Raw genomic sequence first — 14,624 nt, 5'->3', positions numbered from 1 at the left:
GCGAGCCTGCGTCGCATCACGTCAGCCCATGCGGCGGAACGACCATGCGACAGAGCCGCCATCGCGCCCGACCGATCCGGTCAGGACCAGTTGCCGGATTTCGCGCGGGCTGCCCCCGGCATCGACCCAGAGCGAATCCTCGACCGCCATCTTCGCGTCGGGGGAGCGCACCTGCCAGTACGATCCGTCGGGCAGTGCCAGCGCAACACCGCCGCCATCCTCACCCATTGCCAGCTGATGCCCGATCTCTATCCCCTGACCCAGATGGAAGCGGATCGCATAGTCATGCTCGCCCCGCTTCGCCCTGCGGCCGCGTGGCGAGAGCGTGTCGCGCCCCTCCAGCAAAGTTCCGTCGGCGGAGAGCGAGAGCCAGCGTTCGTGGAACAGCCCGTGCCGCCCGGTATAGCCATCGTGGCTGGCGTGCAGGACCGAATTCAACCCGTCCTTGCCGCGCCCGAACGTCACCGCCTTCACGCCCGAACCCAGCCTGCCGTTCGGCTCGACCGGTGTCGAATCGCCGTCGCTTAATGTCAGAGTCGAATGCGCGGCGGTGCTGCGCAGACCGTCCTCGATCCGGCGCGGCACGCCCGCACCGGCAAAGGCCGCGCCGCCGCAGTTGACGACGATGCGCTGGTCCTTGTGGCTGAATTCGAACGCCAGTGTCGACGCACAACCGCCATGCGCCTGCCGCCCGCCCGGCGGGGGTGCAGCGTCCAGTTGCAGCACCGATTGCCGCGCCGCCAGTCGCTGATACCCCCACTGCCGCGCATCGGTCAGCGGGCGAGCACGCGGATCTGCGGCTTCGGCCATCAGGGCAACACGTTCGGCAGGCAGCGGGATCGCGCCCTGCCAACTGCCCAGCGAGCCGTCGGCATGGGTCAGGGCCAGCAGGGCCGGCGTCATCAAGGAAAGCATGACCTGTATCTGTTGCGGCGGATCGCGGCGGCACGCGCGATAGGCGGCGCTCACCCGCAACAGCAGCGCGATCGTCTCCACCTGATCGACCGGAGAGCGCGACAGCATCCCGCCATCCTCACCCACCGCATCGCCCAGCGCGGCGATCAGCCCGGCCTCTCCGAACAGGCGGCGCGGCTTGCCATCAGGCAACAGCAATCCCGCCACGGTAATCGCGGCCCAAGCGGGCAGCCCCTCATGCGGGGCGGCGGTGCGCGGGGCTTGCCGATCCAGCCACAACGCCGAACGGGTCAGGTGCCGCAAGACGCTGGCGCGAAACGCCCGGTCCTGTCCCGACAGGATCAGCGGCGCATGGGTCAGCCAGTTGAGCACGCGCAGGCCCGCATGGCCCACGTTCCACGCCGCACCCTCACCCACTTCGGGGTTGGCCAGCATCCAGCGTCGCAGGATGTCCTCGGCCACCGGCGCAACCTTGTCGCGTGTACCCGCCGCGTCCAGATCGGCCAGCCATGTAAAGCCGTGGATCGTCCGCGCCACCGGCTCAGCCAGCGACTTGCTGGCATAGTCGGCGCGGTCGGTGCCGATGCGCTTGCCCGCGATCAGGAAATGCCCCGCCCGCAGCGCCATGCCCGGCGCGCGTTCGCCTGGCAGCGGCTCGTCCACCGTGGCAAGGATGCGCGTGCGCGAAGGCTTGTGGAACGGGCGCACCAGATTGCGCGCCGAAACCCCGCGCGCATAGAGGAACCGCATCGTCCCATCGACCATGCCCAGCCGCGGCGGGGTAAAATCCGCCAGCGTCGGCTCTCCGCCATCGGAAAGCGTCGGGCCGGGTTCGATCAGCCCGGTCTGGTCGTTACTGTCACTCAAAGGTACCGCCCGTGCCTTGCGCAGCAGGTCGCCCGTATGGCCACCGTGCAACTCGGGGGGTTCAACGCCCATCCGCCGATCAAGCTCCCGCCGCTTTCAGCGCCGCGATGTTCTCGGCATATTTGGCGGGGCCGCCCTTGAAGGTCGCGGACCCGGCGACAAGCACGTCGGCCCCGGCATCCACGCACAGCTTCGCAGTTTCGGCATTGACGCCGCCGTCAACTTCCAGCCGGATGTCGCGTCCCGACTTGTCGATCATCTTGCGCACCGCCTCGATCTTGCGAAGCTGCGAATGGATAAAGCTCTGCCCGCCGAAACCGGGATTGACGCTCATCACCAGGACAAGATCGATATCGTCGATCAGATAGTCTAGCATCTTGGCCGGGGTCGCCGGGTTCAGCGAAATGCCCGCCAATTTGCCCAGCCCCTTGATCGCCTGAACCGTGCGGTGAACGTGCGGCCCTGCCTCTGGATGGACGGTAATGATGTCGGCCCCGGCATTGGCGAAGTCTTCAAGGTACTGGTCGACCGGGCTGATCATCAGGTGGACGTCGAAGATCTTGGTCGTATGCGGGCGCAGCGCCTTTACCACTGCGGGACCGATGGTGATGTTGGGCACGAAATGGCCGTCCATCACGTCTACGTGGATCCAGTCCGCCCCGGCGGCGTCGATGGCGCGCACTTCCTCGCCAAGGCTGGCGAAATCGGCGGAGAGGATGGAGGGCGAAATCAGCGGTGTGGTCATGGCCGAATGCCCTACCCTACCCGCGCGAATCGCGACAAGCCGCGCGCGGGCAGTTTTGCACATAGGTGGATCGACTTGGGGGCCGCGTCCCCGATTGGGACGGCGGAGGGCGCTTGCGATTGAATGTTCGCCGCTTGCCAACTAATGAACCGGCCTATGGATCGCACCCAAATCATGGACTTGCTGACAGCCGAGAGCCGTGTCCGATACGGCACGGTACCGCGCGATGTTCATGGCAAACCTCTTCTGCCGGGGCGCTACGATCTGTTCGACGACCAGTATCTGCTCCACACGGAAAGCGGGCTGCGCATGCACTACCGCAAAGGCGCAGGGATCACCGTCGAACATTCGGGCGACAGCACGCCGGAAGAAGAGGACCTTTGCCGCAAGGGCGGGGTCTATGCCGCCATCGCCTGCATCTGGGGCCTGTTCCCGATGCATGCATCGGCCGTGGAATGGGACGGACGCATCTATGCTTTCACCGGCCCTTCGGGCGCGGGTAAGTCCACATTGGCCGCGGCCTTGGGAAGGCACGGCATGCCGATGTTCTGCGACGATACTCTGGTTCTCGACCTGTCGGACGACGACGCGATCATCGCACTGCCGGGCCACAAGCGGCTCAAGCTTTGCGACGATGCCCTGACGATGACCGGCGCCACCGCGCAAGAACGCGTTGCCCCGCAGGTGGACAAGCGCTTTGCCGAGCCTATTGCGGGCATCTCGACAAATCCCCTGCCAATCGGCGAGCTTATCTATCTGGAAACAGCGCAAGATATCGCGATCGCGCCGATCCGCGGTGCCGCCCGCGCGCTGCGGCTGCGTGACGATCATTATACGACCGACCTTTTGCGCCGGGCCCGTGGCGGCGACGCAGCCATGGGTTTCGCAGCATTCTCGCGCGTTGCGCAGGCGTTTGCGATGCACAGCTTCGCGCGGCCGCGCGATCCAGCCGCTTTCGATCGCGGCGTATCGATGATAGCGGATCATATCCGCAAGGCGGCGGCTTCGCATCGCGGGGATGCTGGGCACCGCTTAAATACGGGGCACCGCTTGGATACGGGGGCGAATGGACCATGCTGAACAAGTGCCCGGATCGTTTCGTCGAAACGGAAATCGACGGCGAAGCGTTAATCATGGACCTTTCCTCGGGCGATTTCCTGTCGCTTGCGGGAACGGGATTGAGCGTTTGGCGGATGATCGACGGTACGCGCAACAGTGCCGCGATCGCGGCTGAGCTGGCACGCGAATACGATGCGCCGGAACCGGAAATAGCGGCCGATGTGTCTGCGCTTATTGCCGATCTGCGCGACGCGGGCCTGATCCGGGATGGATGACCGTGCAGACCAGGCGCCGGACGCGTTGACTGCGGGCGCGTGGACTGGACGGGCGCTGACGGCAGAAGCGATAGCATGGATGCTGCTGGCGCGGGTGCTTGTCGCATGTTTTGCGTTCGGAAGATGGCGAAAGTGGCTTGGGCGGCAATTGGTTGGAGCCGGTCCGGCGATGACTTCGGACGTAAGGCACCGGCGGCTGGCCCGCGCGATCGAGCGTGGTGCGCGGCGGCTTCCGATCGAAACCAAATGCCTTGTACGGGCCATGGCCCTGCACTGGATGCTCCACATCCGAAAGCTCGGTTCTACGCTCGCAATCGGTACGTTACCTGCACAATTGCGCGGAACCATCGACGATTTGCATGCGTGGATAGAAATCGGCGAAAAGACCATTCTGGGCGAAAACGGTCAGGATTACCGTGTCTTGATCCGTTTCCATTTCCCGGGAACCGCTACCGGGTAAGTACGTTTGCCGTCCGATGGCTTTTTGCGTGCCTCTATGGTGCGCCGCAAAAAAATTGGTTTGTATAATACGTGTGAATCGGGTTAAGCTATTAACCGAGATTGAAAACTACTCTGAATTTACAGCGACAGGAGCTGACATGGCCAAGCGTTCCGACAATCAGAAAACATGGACCCGTCCCGAATTGAATCGTCTCGGAAAGCTTGACGATGTGGCGTCGGGCGTGACCGCTGGCCCCGACGGCGGGTCGGGTTCGCACAGCGTCAGCTAAGACATTGATGCCCCGGCTCCGCCGGGGACTATCGAAGAGGTCACCCTCTTGTTCGCCTTCTTTCATAGTCGGCGAACCATCGACGAGGCGCTGATCGAACGAGTTGCGGCTTCGCTCGCACGGTTCGATTCGGCGCCTTTTTCGATTCCAGTTCACCGTCATCTTACGGGATCCGGGCAATCGCTGTTCGCGAACCGCGCGGACATTTCGCGTTTTGCCAGCGTTGAAGCGCCCAGAATGCCGTGGCGGCCCGCCCACAGTCAATCCACCGGCGACGTGCTGTTCGGCGGCTGGATCGACAACGAATCCGACCTTCGTGAGAGGCTGGGTGCCAATGCCCGGCACATCGCATCGGGCGACAACGCCGCGCTCTATGCCGCCGCGCTCGATTGCTTTGGTGGTGACGCAGACAGGCACGTCGTCGGCCACTATGCCGCCGCCGCCTGGCATGAGGGGCGCGGCGAAGTCCGGCTCGTCCGCTCTCCTTGGAGCGCACCGCCACTCCATTATTTCCGCGACGCCGCGGCCTTCGGCGCCGCCTCTACCGTACCCGCGCTCCACGCCTGCGGGCTGGAATATCGGCTGAACCCGCGCAAGTTTGCCGACAACCTGTTCTTCAACCTGACGGAAGAGCAAGGCTGGTTCGAAAACGCGTTCGAGGTCAAGCCCGGCACCGTCGTGCTGCTGAGTGCCGAGGCGATCCACCGCCACCGCTTTCACGATCCGCTCGAACCGCGTGAGACTATCCGTTTGCCTCGCCGGGCCGACTATGTCGATGCGGTCGATGCCCTGCTGGAAGATGCCGTTCGATCAACGCTGCGCGGTACCCATCGGCCTGCGATGCAACTGACGGGCGGGCTCGATTCCACCAATGTCGCGGCAAGGGTGCTACGCGTCCTTCCGCCCGAACAACCGCTCGACAGCTTCACTTTCGGCCCGCATCGCGAATGGCAGGGTTCCACAGCGGACCGTTTCTTCGCCAGCGAGCGCGACGGAGTGGAAGCCTTTGCCCGCATGCACCCACGGGTCCGGACGCATTTCACTGACAATGCCGACGGCGATTTCGACACGGGCCTAGACCAGATGTTCCAAGCGATCGGCATCGCCCCGATCTCCATGCTGAACCCCGCACCGCTGCACGGCGTCTATGCGATGGCCAGCGAAGCGCGCTGCGACGTGATGCTGAGCGCCGGGATGGGCAACTGCACCTTCAGTTCGATGGGCGAATGGGCGTCGGTCGAGTATTTTCAGCAGCTGCGCCTGATCCAGCTCTATCGACTGCTTCGCGATTCCCCGATCCGGCAGACCTCGATACCCCGCTTTTTCCTGAGCAAGTCGATCAAGCCGCTCTTGCCGCTGGCCCTGCAGCGCAACTGGCATCGGATGCGCGGAATCGCGACGCCAGAGACCGCGTTGACGATGGTCCCGCTTCGGCAAGAGGCGATGGACCGCTTTGACACCGAGGGCCGGGCCCGCGCCGCCGGTATCTTGTCGGATACGGCGACCCACCACGGACGCCGGCAGAACCTGGTCAATATCTTCGCCCGGGGCGACATGAATGCCGGAGATCAGGAGCTGGCCTTTCGCCAAATCTACGGCATCCCCGGCCGCGATATCGCATCCTATCGCCCGCTTTTCGAATTCTGCAGCGCCTGCCCGACCGACGCGTTCATCCACGATGGTCAGGAACGGTGGCTGGCAAGAGAGCTTGGCAGGGGACAAATTCCCGAATCGATCCGCACCGAATACCGGACCGGCAGGCCCTCCAGCGACTGGCATTTCCGGTTGAAACGACGCCTGCCGCAATTGCGCGAAGAGATTCAGGCAGCATCGAAAGAGCCGTTCCTTGCCGAGATCATCGACTTTCCGGAAGTGATCCGCCGCATCGAACAATTCCCGTCAGAACCGCGCTTTACCCAGTTCGAGACGCTGGCCTTCCAGATGGGCCTGCCCCGCGTCATCATGGCGGTGCGTTACCATCGCTATGTCAAATCGCGGCAGTCGGGGTAGAACCGCCCGATGAATGAGGCTTTGACGGTCCTGAAACGCTTGCCCGCAAGCCGCACCGCGCAGTTGCTGGCGCTGATGCTGGGCGTCGCGCTGACCGAAGGAATCGGCATTGTCGCGCTTGTGCCGCTCCTGTCGCTGCACGATCCCGGTGCATCGAGTGCATTGCCCCAATGGGTCGATCCGTTGCGCGGCCTGCTGTCGTTGCCGTTGATCCTGTGCCTTTTCGTCGTGCTGGTCGCAGGGCGGTCGGCGCTGCAATATGCCATGGGCCTTTCCCAGACCCGGCTACAGCATGAGCTGGTCGATGGCTGGCGCAAGCACATCGTCACCACGTTGGTTCACGCCGATTGGCGCACGCTGTCTGCGATGCGCCAGTCCGACAATGTCAGCCTGATCGTGTCGAGCCTTGACCGGGTGGGTTTCGGATTCGGGCAGCTTCTGCTCGCGCTGGCCGCCGGGATGACGCTGGGCGCGATCTGGATCGCGGCATTCCTGCTCTCTCCGTTGATTTCACTGGTGGCTATCGGCGGAGGGGTTGTCGTCGTCCTGACGTTCCGCTCGCTGAAACGGCGCGCTCGGGGGATCGGAGAGGCGGTCAACGCGCGCTATCGCGATGTCCATGCCGCGCTGGAAGCTTCGCTGCGCGCGCTGCGCCTGATCAAGAGCCACGGTCGGGAAGCCCATGCTGTCGCCACGATGGAGGGCGGCATCGGCGCACTTCGCGAAACCGAACTGGATTTTCGCCGCGCCTCTGGCCGCAGCCGCGCGTTCCTGCAGACGGGGGCCGCCGTTCTGTTGGCGATAATCGTCGGCGTTGCGTGGGCCCGGGATGTGGCACCGGCCATTCTCTTGCCATTGGTAGTCCTGTTCGCAAGGTCCGTTCCCTTGCTGGATACGATCCAACAGGCGATGCAGAACTGGTCCCACGCCGCCCCTGCGCTGAACGATGCGCAAGACCTGATCGCCAAGCTTGCCCCGGCGCAAGAGGCCGCGGTCGAAAGCCCGGGCCGTATGGTGCCCGCAAGCGAAATCGCGGTGCGCGGCGCTACCTTGCGGCACCCGGGCCGCGAACGACCCGCATTGTGCGATGTCGGCCTGTCGCTCGCGGTTGGGCGGACGACGGTGCTGGTCGGCCCATCGGGAGCGGGGAAAAGCACGCTGGCCGACATTTTCGGCGGGCTGGTCGATGCCGACGAGGGCGCACTGTTTATCGATGGCGCGCGGGTGGAGGGCGAGGACCGCACCCGCTGGCGGCATTCTGTCGCCTATGTCCATCAGGAGCCGGTCCTGTTCCACGCGACAATCCGTGAGAACCTGATCTGGGCCGAACCCGATGCCGATGCGGCGCAAATGGTCCGCACGCTGCGCGAGGCGGCGGCGGATTTCGTGTTCGACCTGCCGCAGGGGATAGACACGATCGTCGGCGATGCGGGTCGGCAGCTTTCGGGCGGAGAGCGGCAGAGGATCGCCCTTGCCCGCGCCCTGTTGCGCGATCCGGCGCTCCTGATCCTCGACGAAGCGACCAGTGCGCTCGATTCCGCCAGCGAGGCGGCGATTGCCAGCGCCATCGCCGACATGGCGGGACAGCGCACCATCCTCGTCATCGCGCATCGCGGCGTGCTGACCGATCTTGCCGATACCGTGGTCACGCTGGCCGACGGACGGGTAGAGCGCGTGGAAAACTGCGAAAGGGCGCGAGCATGACGCTGACGCTCTCGCAACGCAAACAGGTACTGCTCGCCATGCTGGGTCCGGCAAGCGGTGGGCCGCCCGCCGACCTGATCGCGCAGATGGACGAAGGCGATTGGCTGGCGGTCGACGGCATGGCCAGCCAGCATCGGTTGGGCCCGTGGCTGCATCACAGGTTGAAGCGGCACGGCGATGGCGGGCCAGTGCCCGAACCCATCGCCGAACGCTGGCGCGCGGCCTATCGCGACGGGGCCTTCGGCGCGCTGACTGCGCAAGCCGCTCTGGTGCGTCTGGCTGCCGCTTTTGCCGATACCGGGGTGCCGATGGTTTCGCTGAAAGGCGGGCAGCTGGCGTTTTTCGCTTATCCCGAACCGGCGCTGCGCCCGATGCGCGATCTGGATATCCTCGTGTCGCCGGACGATTTGATGCCCGCGCTGAACGCGATGGCCGCGGCCGGGTGCACTGTGCCAACGGATCGCGAGGCTGCCGTTGCCAGGGCGCTGAACGGCGACAAGCACCTCGATCCCATCGCTCTGCCCGATTGTGACCGGTATATCGAATTACACCACCGCATCGCCGAGCCCGGCCTCCCCTGCATCGATACCGTCGCGATTCTGGGCAAGGCGCGCAGCGCGATGATCGGCGGTCAGGCCGTGCCCTATCCCTCGCCAGAGCACATGCTGGGCCATCTGGTTCTGCACGCGGCCTATAACCATCGCTTTGACTGCGGGCCGTTGGCGCTGGTCGATATTGCCGTACTGGCGGGCAGCGAGACGTTCGACCTGCCCGCCTTTGTCGCGCTGGCGCGTGACGGCGGTTGGCTGCACGGGGCGCAGCTATTGCTCGCTCTCGTCGAAAAGCATGTGGCGCAGACCGGGATCGACATCGGACAGGCTGACGTGCCCGAAACCATCCTGGCCGAAGCGGAAACGCTGATCCTGCAAGACTTCGACCAACGCGCACAGGTATTGCTGGCTACGCAGGGCGCAAGAGACGGCATGGCAGCGACGGTGCTGGGGCGGTTGAAGAAGGGATTGGGCACAAGGCCCGAGGAGGGCCGCCTGCGCTGGATCGCCAGCCGCACGGCCCGCACCTTGCGGCAGGGCAGCGACGCGCGGTCGGTCGAGGAAGCCGCCGCCGGGGCGCGGCTTGCCCGTTGGCTGCGCGATACGTAACACGCGTGCAATCTCAATGCTGAAGAAGGAATTCAGCGCTTATTCACGGCCTTCCGCTTAGTCGGGATGCCAAGCAGAACCCTGTTCGCAAGAAGTTGCGGCAGGACGTTTGCCGGGGGCGATGGCAAGGGTTGCAGCGGTGAAGTTCCGCCCCCACCTTTGCGCCTTCCCCAGCAAGCATGAATCGATTTCGATAGCGGAGATTTTCCGATGAAGGCATTTACGCCTGTGAAGAAATGGACACACGGGGCCGCAGCGTTTGCCGCGCTGGCCGGCCTCGGCACGCTGGCCGCGGTCCCCGCACCGGCAGAAGCTGCGCCCGCACAGTGCAAGGGCGATTTGTCCGGCAAAGGCTGGCTGAACGTGGAGGTGACCGGGGTCAAAAGCTCCAGCGGGCTGATCGCGGTTACGATTTATGCCGACGATTCGAGCAAGTTTCTTGTCAGCAAGGGATCGCTCGACGTGGTGCGATTTCCGGCGCAGCAGGGCACGTTTCGCGGGTGCGTGAAGCTGCCCGGCAATGGCGTTTACGCCATCGCCGTCTATCACGACGAGGACGGCAGCCGAAAGATCAACCGCACCGGGCTTGGCCTGCCGGCCGAAGGCTTCGGCTTTTCGAACAACCCCAGTACGCTGGCGGGTATCCCGGCCTTTCGTTCGGTTCGCCTGAACGTGCCAAAGCCGGGGCTGACCACGCGGATCAACATGCGGTATCCGTAACGCACCAGCCGCGACGAAACGAATGGAGCACCCCGGCTCGCCGCCTTGGCGACCGGGGTGTTTTTCTTTAGGCTTCGCGCCATGAATCAACACAGCAACGATGGCCTGACCGCCGCCGCAGAAGCGCTTGGGCCCCAGATCACGGCCCTGCGCCGCGCGATCCACGCCGATCCGGAACTGGGCATCGAAACCCCGCGCACGATGGCCAAAGTGCGCGAAATGCTGGCCGACCTGCCGCTGGAATGGCGCGAAGGAACGAGCACGACCGGACAGGTCGCGGTGCTGAAAGGCGGCGCGGGTGAAGGGCGGCGCGTGTTGCTGCGGGGCGATATGGATGCGCTGCCGATGGGCGAGGAGACAGGGCTGGATTTCGCCTCCGAAGTGCCGGGCCGGATGCACGCCTGCGGGCATGACAGCCATACCGCGATGCTGGCGGGTGCGGTGCGTCTCCTGGCCGAGCGTGTCGATACCTTGGCGGGTGAGATCTACTTCATGTTCCAGCCGGGCGAGGAAGGATTTGGCGGCGCGCGCATGATGATCGAGGACGGCTTGCTGGACCCGAAACCCGACGCGGCGTTCGCCTATCACATCATCCCCAATGCCCCGCACGGGCTGTTCGTATGCCGCGAAGGCGCACTGATGGCGGCGTCGGACGCGATAGAGATCACGGTCACAGGGCGCGGCGGCCACGCGTCTATGCCTCACGCCTGCGCCGATCCCCTGCCCGTCGCGGCGGAGATCGTAACCGCCTTGCAGGCCACCGTCACCCGCCGGTTCGATGCCGCCGATCCGGTGGTTGTCACCATCACGCAGTTTCGTGCAAGCGATGCCGACAACATCATCCCTGAACGCTGCATCCTGCGCGGTACGATCCGTACGCTGTCCGAAACGACCCGCGAACGCGTGCACGCGGCGTGCAGGCAAGTGGTCGAGGGCATCGCCAGCGCCCACGGCATGGCGGGCACGTTTACGGTGGAGCAGGGCTTTCCCGTGACGCTCAACGATGCGCGCGCCGTGGCGCTGGCGCGCAATGTCGTCACCGACCGGTTCGGGGCAGAGGCGTGGTACGACCTGCCCGATCCACTGATGACGGCAGAAGATTTCAGCTATGTGCTGCAGGCCATGCCCGGTGCGATGGTGCTGCTGGGCGTCGCGAAACCGGATGCTGATTGGCAAAAGGCCCCCGGGTTGCACAGCCCGCACATGCATATCGACGAGAGCGTCCTGCCGCGTGGATCCGCCGCGCTGGCAGCGTTTGCGATGGCCACGCTGGAACGCGGATTGCCCGAAACCGCCTGACCGCTACGGAAACCGGGACGCCTTACTGGACCCACCGGACTGCGCTGTTTAAGGCGAGCGCGCAATGAGTCGTCCCCGCTTCCGCCTTCCCGTCCCCGACCGGCTGTCCGCCGAAGTGGGAGACTGGCGGCGCAGGGTGGCGATCCTGGCCGGGGCGGTCGCAATCGGGCTTGTCGCGCTGTTGTTCGCCCGCGCGGGTGATCTGGCCCTGCAGATGTTCGAGGCGCTGGCCGAAACGTGGTTCTGGCTGCCGCTGATCCTGACGCCTGCGATCTACGTGCTTTGCGCATGGCTGACCCGTGTTGCTGCGGCAGAGGCCGCCGGTTCGGGTATCCCGCAAGTTGTCGCCGCGATCCGGCAGGAACATGGCACCGAAAAGCTGTTCTCGCTAAAAGCCGGCTTCGCCAAGATTTCGCTGACCGTGCTGGCCCTGCTCGGCGGGGCATCGGTGGGGCGTGAGGGGCCGACCGTACAAGTCGGCGCAGCGATCATGACCGCCACCCACCGCTGGGCCGGGGCGGCTGTGCGGCGCAGCGTTCTGATCGCGGGCGGCGCTGCGGGCGTGTCGGCGGCGTTCAACACGCCCTTGGCGGGGATTGCGTTCGCCATCGAGGAACTGGCCATCGCCTACGAACAGCGGATGGCCGCACTCGTCATGGGGGCAGTGATCATCGCCGGCATGACCGCGCAGGGCATCGCGGGCGACTACATCTATTTCGGCAATTTGGAGGCAACGCTGCCGCTGCACACCGCGCTGATCGTCGCGCCGGCGGCGGGGCTGGCTGGCGGTGGCTTGGGCGGACTGTTTTCGCGGTTGCTGCTCTGGTCGCGCAAGGCGGCGCGGCGTACCAAGGCTTTCGGATCGCACCCGATGCTGTTGGCGCTGGCCTGCGGCGTGGTCGTCGCGGTGATCGGTGTGGCGACCGGCGGACTGACATGGGGCACGGGCTACGAACCGGCGCGAGAGGCGCTGGAGGGGCAGGCGATCAGCGCATGGCTTGGCCCCGCGAAGTTCGTGGCGACGCTGGCCACGGCGCTCAGCGGTATTCCCGGCGGCATATTCGCACCATCTCTGGCGGTAGGGGCCGGGTTTGGCGAGGCGCTGACGTGGCTGTTCCCTGACGGCACGCGCGGGGCGATCGTCATGCTGGGCATGGTTGCGTACTTCACCGGCGTGGTGCGTGCGCCTTTGACGGCGGTGATCATTCTGTCCGAAACGACGGGCAATATCGGCCTGCTGATCCCGCTGTTCGCCGCCGCGCTGATCGCGGATTGGGCGGGCGCGATGGTCTGCCCCGAACGGCTGTACCACGCGCTTGCCCGCGATTTCCTGCCAGAGCCGGAGCCGCAGCTAGAGCTTGACGGCAACAAGGCAGGAAAGCCCGCGTCATGACGAAACGATGGGTCATCGGCGTGATCGGCGGTTCGGGCCTTTACGCGATGCACGCGATAGAGGACGCGCAGTGGATTGCGGTCAATTCGCCATTCGGCACGCCGTCGGATGCGATCCTGTTCGGGCGGATCGGCGAAGTGCAGGTCTGCTTCCTGCCCCGCCATGGGCGCGGCCATCGCGTGTCGCCGACCGAATTGAACCCGCGCGCCAACATCGATGCGTTGAAGCGCGCCGGATGCACCGACCTGCTGGCGATCAGCGCCATCGGATCGCTCCGCGAAAATCTGGAGCCGGGGCGTTTCGTCGCGGTCGACCAGTTCATCGACCGAACACAGGGGCGTGCCAGTACCTTCTTCACCAGCGGCATGGTCGCGCATATATCGATGGCCGATCCGGTCTGCGCGCGACTGTCCGGCATGGCGGCTGACGCGGTAGAGGGGGCGGGCGGAACAGTCGCGCGCGGCGGCACCTATCTCGCGATGGAAGGGCCGCAGTTTTCCACCCGCGCGGAAAGCCACATGTACCGCCAGTGGGGCGCGGACGTCATCGGCATGACCGCCATGCCAGAGGCGAAGTTGGCGCGAGAGGCGGAGCTGCCCTACGCGCTGCTGGGCATGGTGACCGACTACGACTGCTGGCGCGAAGGCGAGGCGGCGGTCGAGGTTGGCGACGTCATCGCGCAGATGCACGCGAATTCGGCCCTGGCGCGCGCCACGGTCGAACGGTTTGTGCAATCCCTGCCTGCAACGCGCGACCCGTCGCCCATCGACACCGCGCTCGACAATGCGATCATCACCGCGCCCGATGCCCGCGATCCTGCCGTAATCGCGCGTCTGGATGCAGTTGCAGGGCGCGTTCTGGGCGCTAAAACGGCGTAGTAACAGAATTTGTCATCTGGATGACGCCTTTCTTGGTTAGGCTCATGAAGCTGCATGACTAACCTGAACCGGCACGTGGGTGTACGTCAGTCGCGATCCTTTTTCGGGTCGCTTTTGCCGTTAGGGGGAAACGGGGTTCATGGCCAACGGCGGTCTCGACATACTGCATATCGAAGACGACGCGCGCATCGCGTCTGACCTGCAACAACTGGTGCGTGCCACCGGCGACCGGGTAACGTGGGAAGCGAACGGCACCGACGGCTTGCGCCGTGCAGGCACCGGCCAATTCGACGTCATCATCCTTGATCGAATGCTGCCCGACATCGACGGGCTGTCTGTCGTGAAACGGATGCGCGACAGCGGGATCAGCACGCCGGTTCTGATGCTGTCGGCGCTGGGTCGCACGATCGACCGGGCCGAAGGGCTGGACGCCGGGGCCGACGATTACCTTGCCAAGCCGTTCGAGGCGGCGGAACTGCTTGCCCGCCTGCGCGCGCTGCACCGCCGCGCTTCGGGTCGTGAGACCAGCGCGGTCCTGATTTACGGCGCGTTCGAGTGCCACATCAAGGCGCGCACCGCGTTCCGCGCCAACAAGCACCTGCCGCTCAGCCCGAAAGAGTTCGAGTTGTTCCGCTACCTGATCGAGAATGCAGGTGAAGTCGTGACGCGCGAGATGCTGCTCCGCGATGTCTGGAAAATGAGCTTCGACCCGCAGACCAACGTCGTCGACGTGAATATCGGGCGGCTGCGGCGCAAGCTGGAGGACGGTTTCAACACCCCGGCTCTGGAAACGATCTGGGGCACCGGCTATCGCCTGTTGGACGGCAAGTAAGCGGCGCATCCGGCCCGCTTCAGGCCTGGTGGAAAG

At 65.1% G+C, this 14,624-nt stretch carries 14 protein-coding genes; 12 read left to right on the top strand and 2 right to left on the bottom strand.

Annotation, left to right across the window (positions count from 1 at the left end):
• Positions 1-21 precede the first annotated feature (21 nt).
• The gene (locus AB433_RS01550; RefSeq protein WP_047819652.1) at positions 22-1,854 is read right to left on the bottom strand and encodes a heparinase II/III family protein; all 1,833 of its coding nucleotides are present in this window, start codon (positions 1,852-1,854) and stop codon (positions 22-24) included.
• A 7-nt stretch (positions 1,855-1,861) separates the two neighbouring features.
• Entirely contained in the window at positions 1,862-2,527 is a 666-nt protein-coding gene (rpe, locus tag AB433_RS01545; RefSeq protein ID WP_047819651.1) for a ribulose-phosphate 3-epimerase, read from the bottom strand.
• A gap of 156 nt (positions 2,528-2,683) precedes the next feature.
• On the opposite strand from rpe, the gene AB433_RS19275 reads away from it, so the two are divergent.
• The 12 genes from AB433_RS19275 (at position 2,684) to AB433_RS01490 (ending at position 14,588) form a co-directional block, all read left to right on the top strand.
• A complete protein-coding gene (locus AB433_RS19275; RefSeq protein ID WP_053058929.1) occupies positions 2,684-3,607 on the top strand; it encodes a hypothetical protein in 924 nt (307 codons plus the stop codon).
• Positions 3,601-3,861: a PqqD family protein gene (locus AB433_RS01535; protein ID WP_047819650.1), complete on the top strand. Its 261-nt coding sequence runs from the start codon at positions 3,601-3,603 to the stop codon at positions 3,859-3,861. The genes AB433_RS19275 and AB433_RS01535 overlap by 7 nt, the downstream gene beginning before the upstream one ends.
• Positions 3,854-4,321 (top strand): lasso peptide biosynthesis B2 protein, encoded by a 468-nt coding sequence (locus tag AB433_RS01530; protein ID WP_047819649.1) that lies wholly within the window; start codon positions 3,854-3,856, stop codon positions 4,319-4,321. Before AB433_RS01535 ends, AB433_RS01530 begins: the two co-directional genes overlap by 8 nt.
• A gap of 139 nt (positions 4,322-4,460) precedes the next feature.
• Positions 4,461-4,592 (top strand): hypothetical protein, encoded by a 132-nt coding sequence (locus AB433_RS21500; RefSeq protein WP_260181895.1) that lies wholly within the window; start codon positions 4,461-4,463, stop codon positions 4,590-4,592.
• A 237-nt stretch (positions 4,593-4,829) separates the two neighbouring features.
• On the top strand, positions 4,830-6,602 hold the full coding sequence (locus AB433_RS01525; protein ID WP_156170637.1) for an asparagine synthase-related protein: 1,773 nt from the start codon (positions 4,830-4,832) through the stop codon (positions 6,600-6,602).
• A gap of 9 nt (positions 6,603-6,611) precedes the next feature.
• Positions 6,612-8,306 (top strand): ABC transporter ATP-binding protein, encoded by a 1,695-nt coding sequence (locus tag AB433_RS01520; RefSeq protein WP_047819647.1) that lies wholly within the window; start codon positions 6,612-6,614, stop codon positions 8,304-8,306.
• On the top strand, positions 8,303-9,466 hold the full coding sequence (locus AB433_RS01515; RefSeq protein WP_047819646.1) for a nucleotidyltransferase domain-containing protein: 1,164 nt from the start codon (positions 8,303-8,305) through the stop codon (positions 9,464-9,466). The genes AB433_RS01520 and AB433_RS01515 overlap by 4 nt, the downstream gene beginning before the upstream one ends.
• A 210-nt stretch (positions 9,467-9,676) precedes the next feature.
• Positions 9,677-10,186 carry a DUF2141 domain-containing protein gene (locus AB433_RS01510; protein ID WP_047819645.1) on the top strand — a complete coding sequence of 170 codons (510 nt, stop codon included), beginning with the start codon at positions 9,677-9,679 and terminating at the stop codon, positions 10,184-10,186.
• An 81-nt stretch (positions 10,187-10,267) separates the two neighbouring features.
• Positions 10,268-11,485 (top strand): M20 metallopeptidase family protein, encoded by a 1,218-nt coding sequence (locus AB433_RS01505; protein WP_047819644.1) that lies wholly within the window; start codon positions 10,268-10,270, stop codon positions 11,483-11,485.
• 64 nt (positions 11,486-11,549) lie between these two features.
• On the top strand, positions 11,550-12,878 hold the full coding sequence (locus AB433_RS01500) for a chloride channel protein (RefSeq protein WP_047819643.1): 1,329 nt from the start codon (positions 11,550-11,552) through the stop codon (positions 12,876-12,878).
• Entirely contained in the window at positions 12,875-13,756 is an 882-nt protein-coding gene (gene mtnP / locus AB433_RS01495; RefSeq protein ID WP_047819642.1) for an S-methyl-5'-thioadenosine phosphorylase, read from the top strand. The genes AB433_RS01500 and mtnP overlap by 4 nt, the downstream gene beginning before the upstream one ends.
• A gap of 139 nt (positions 13,757-13,895) precedes the next feature.
• Positions 13,896-14,588, top strand: coding sequence for a response regulator transcription factor (locus tag AB433_RS01490; RefSeq protein WP_047819641.1), 693 nt, complete (start codon positions 13,896-13,898; stop codon positions 14,586-14,588).
• Positions 14,589-14,624 lie beyond the last annotated feature (36 nt).

The organism is Croceicoccus naphthovorans, assembly GCF_001028705.1.
GTDB classification, from domain to species: domain Bacteria; phylum Pseudomonadota; class Alphaproteobacteria; order Sphingomonadales; family Sphingomonadaceae; genus Croceicoccus; species Croceicoccus naphthovorans.
This window is presented reverse-complemented; position numbering and strand designations above follow the sequence as displayed.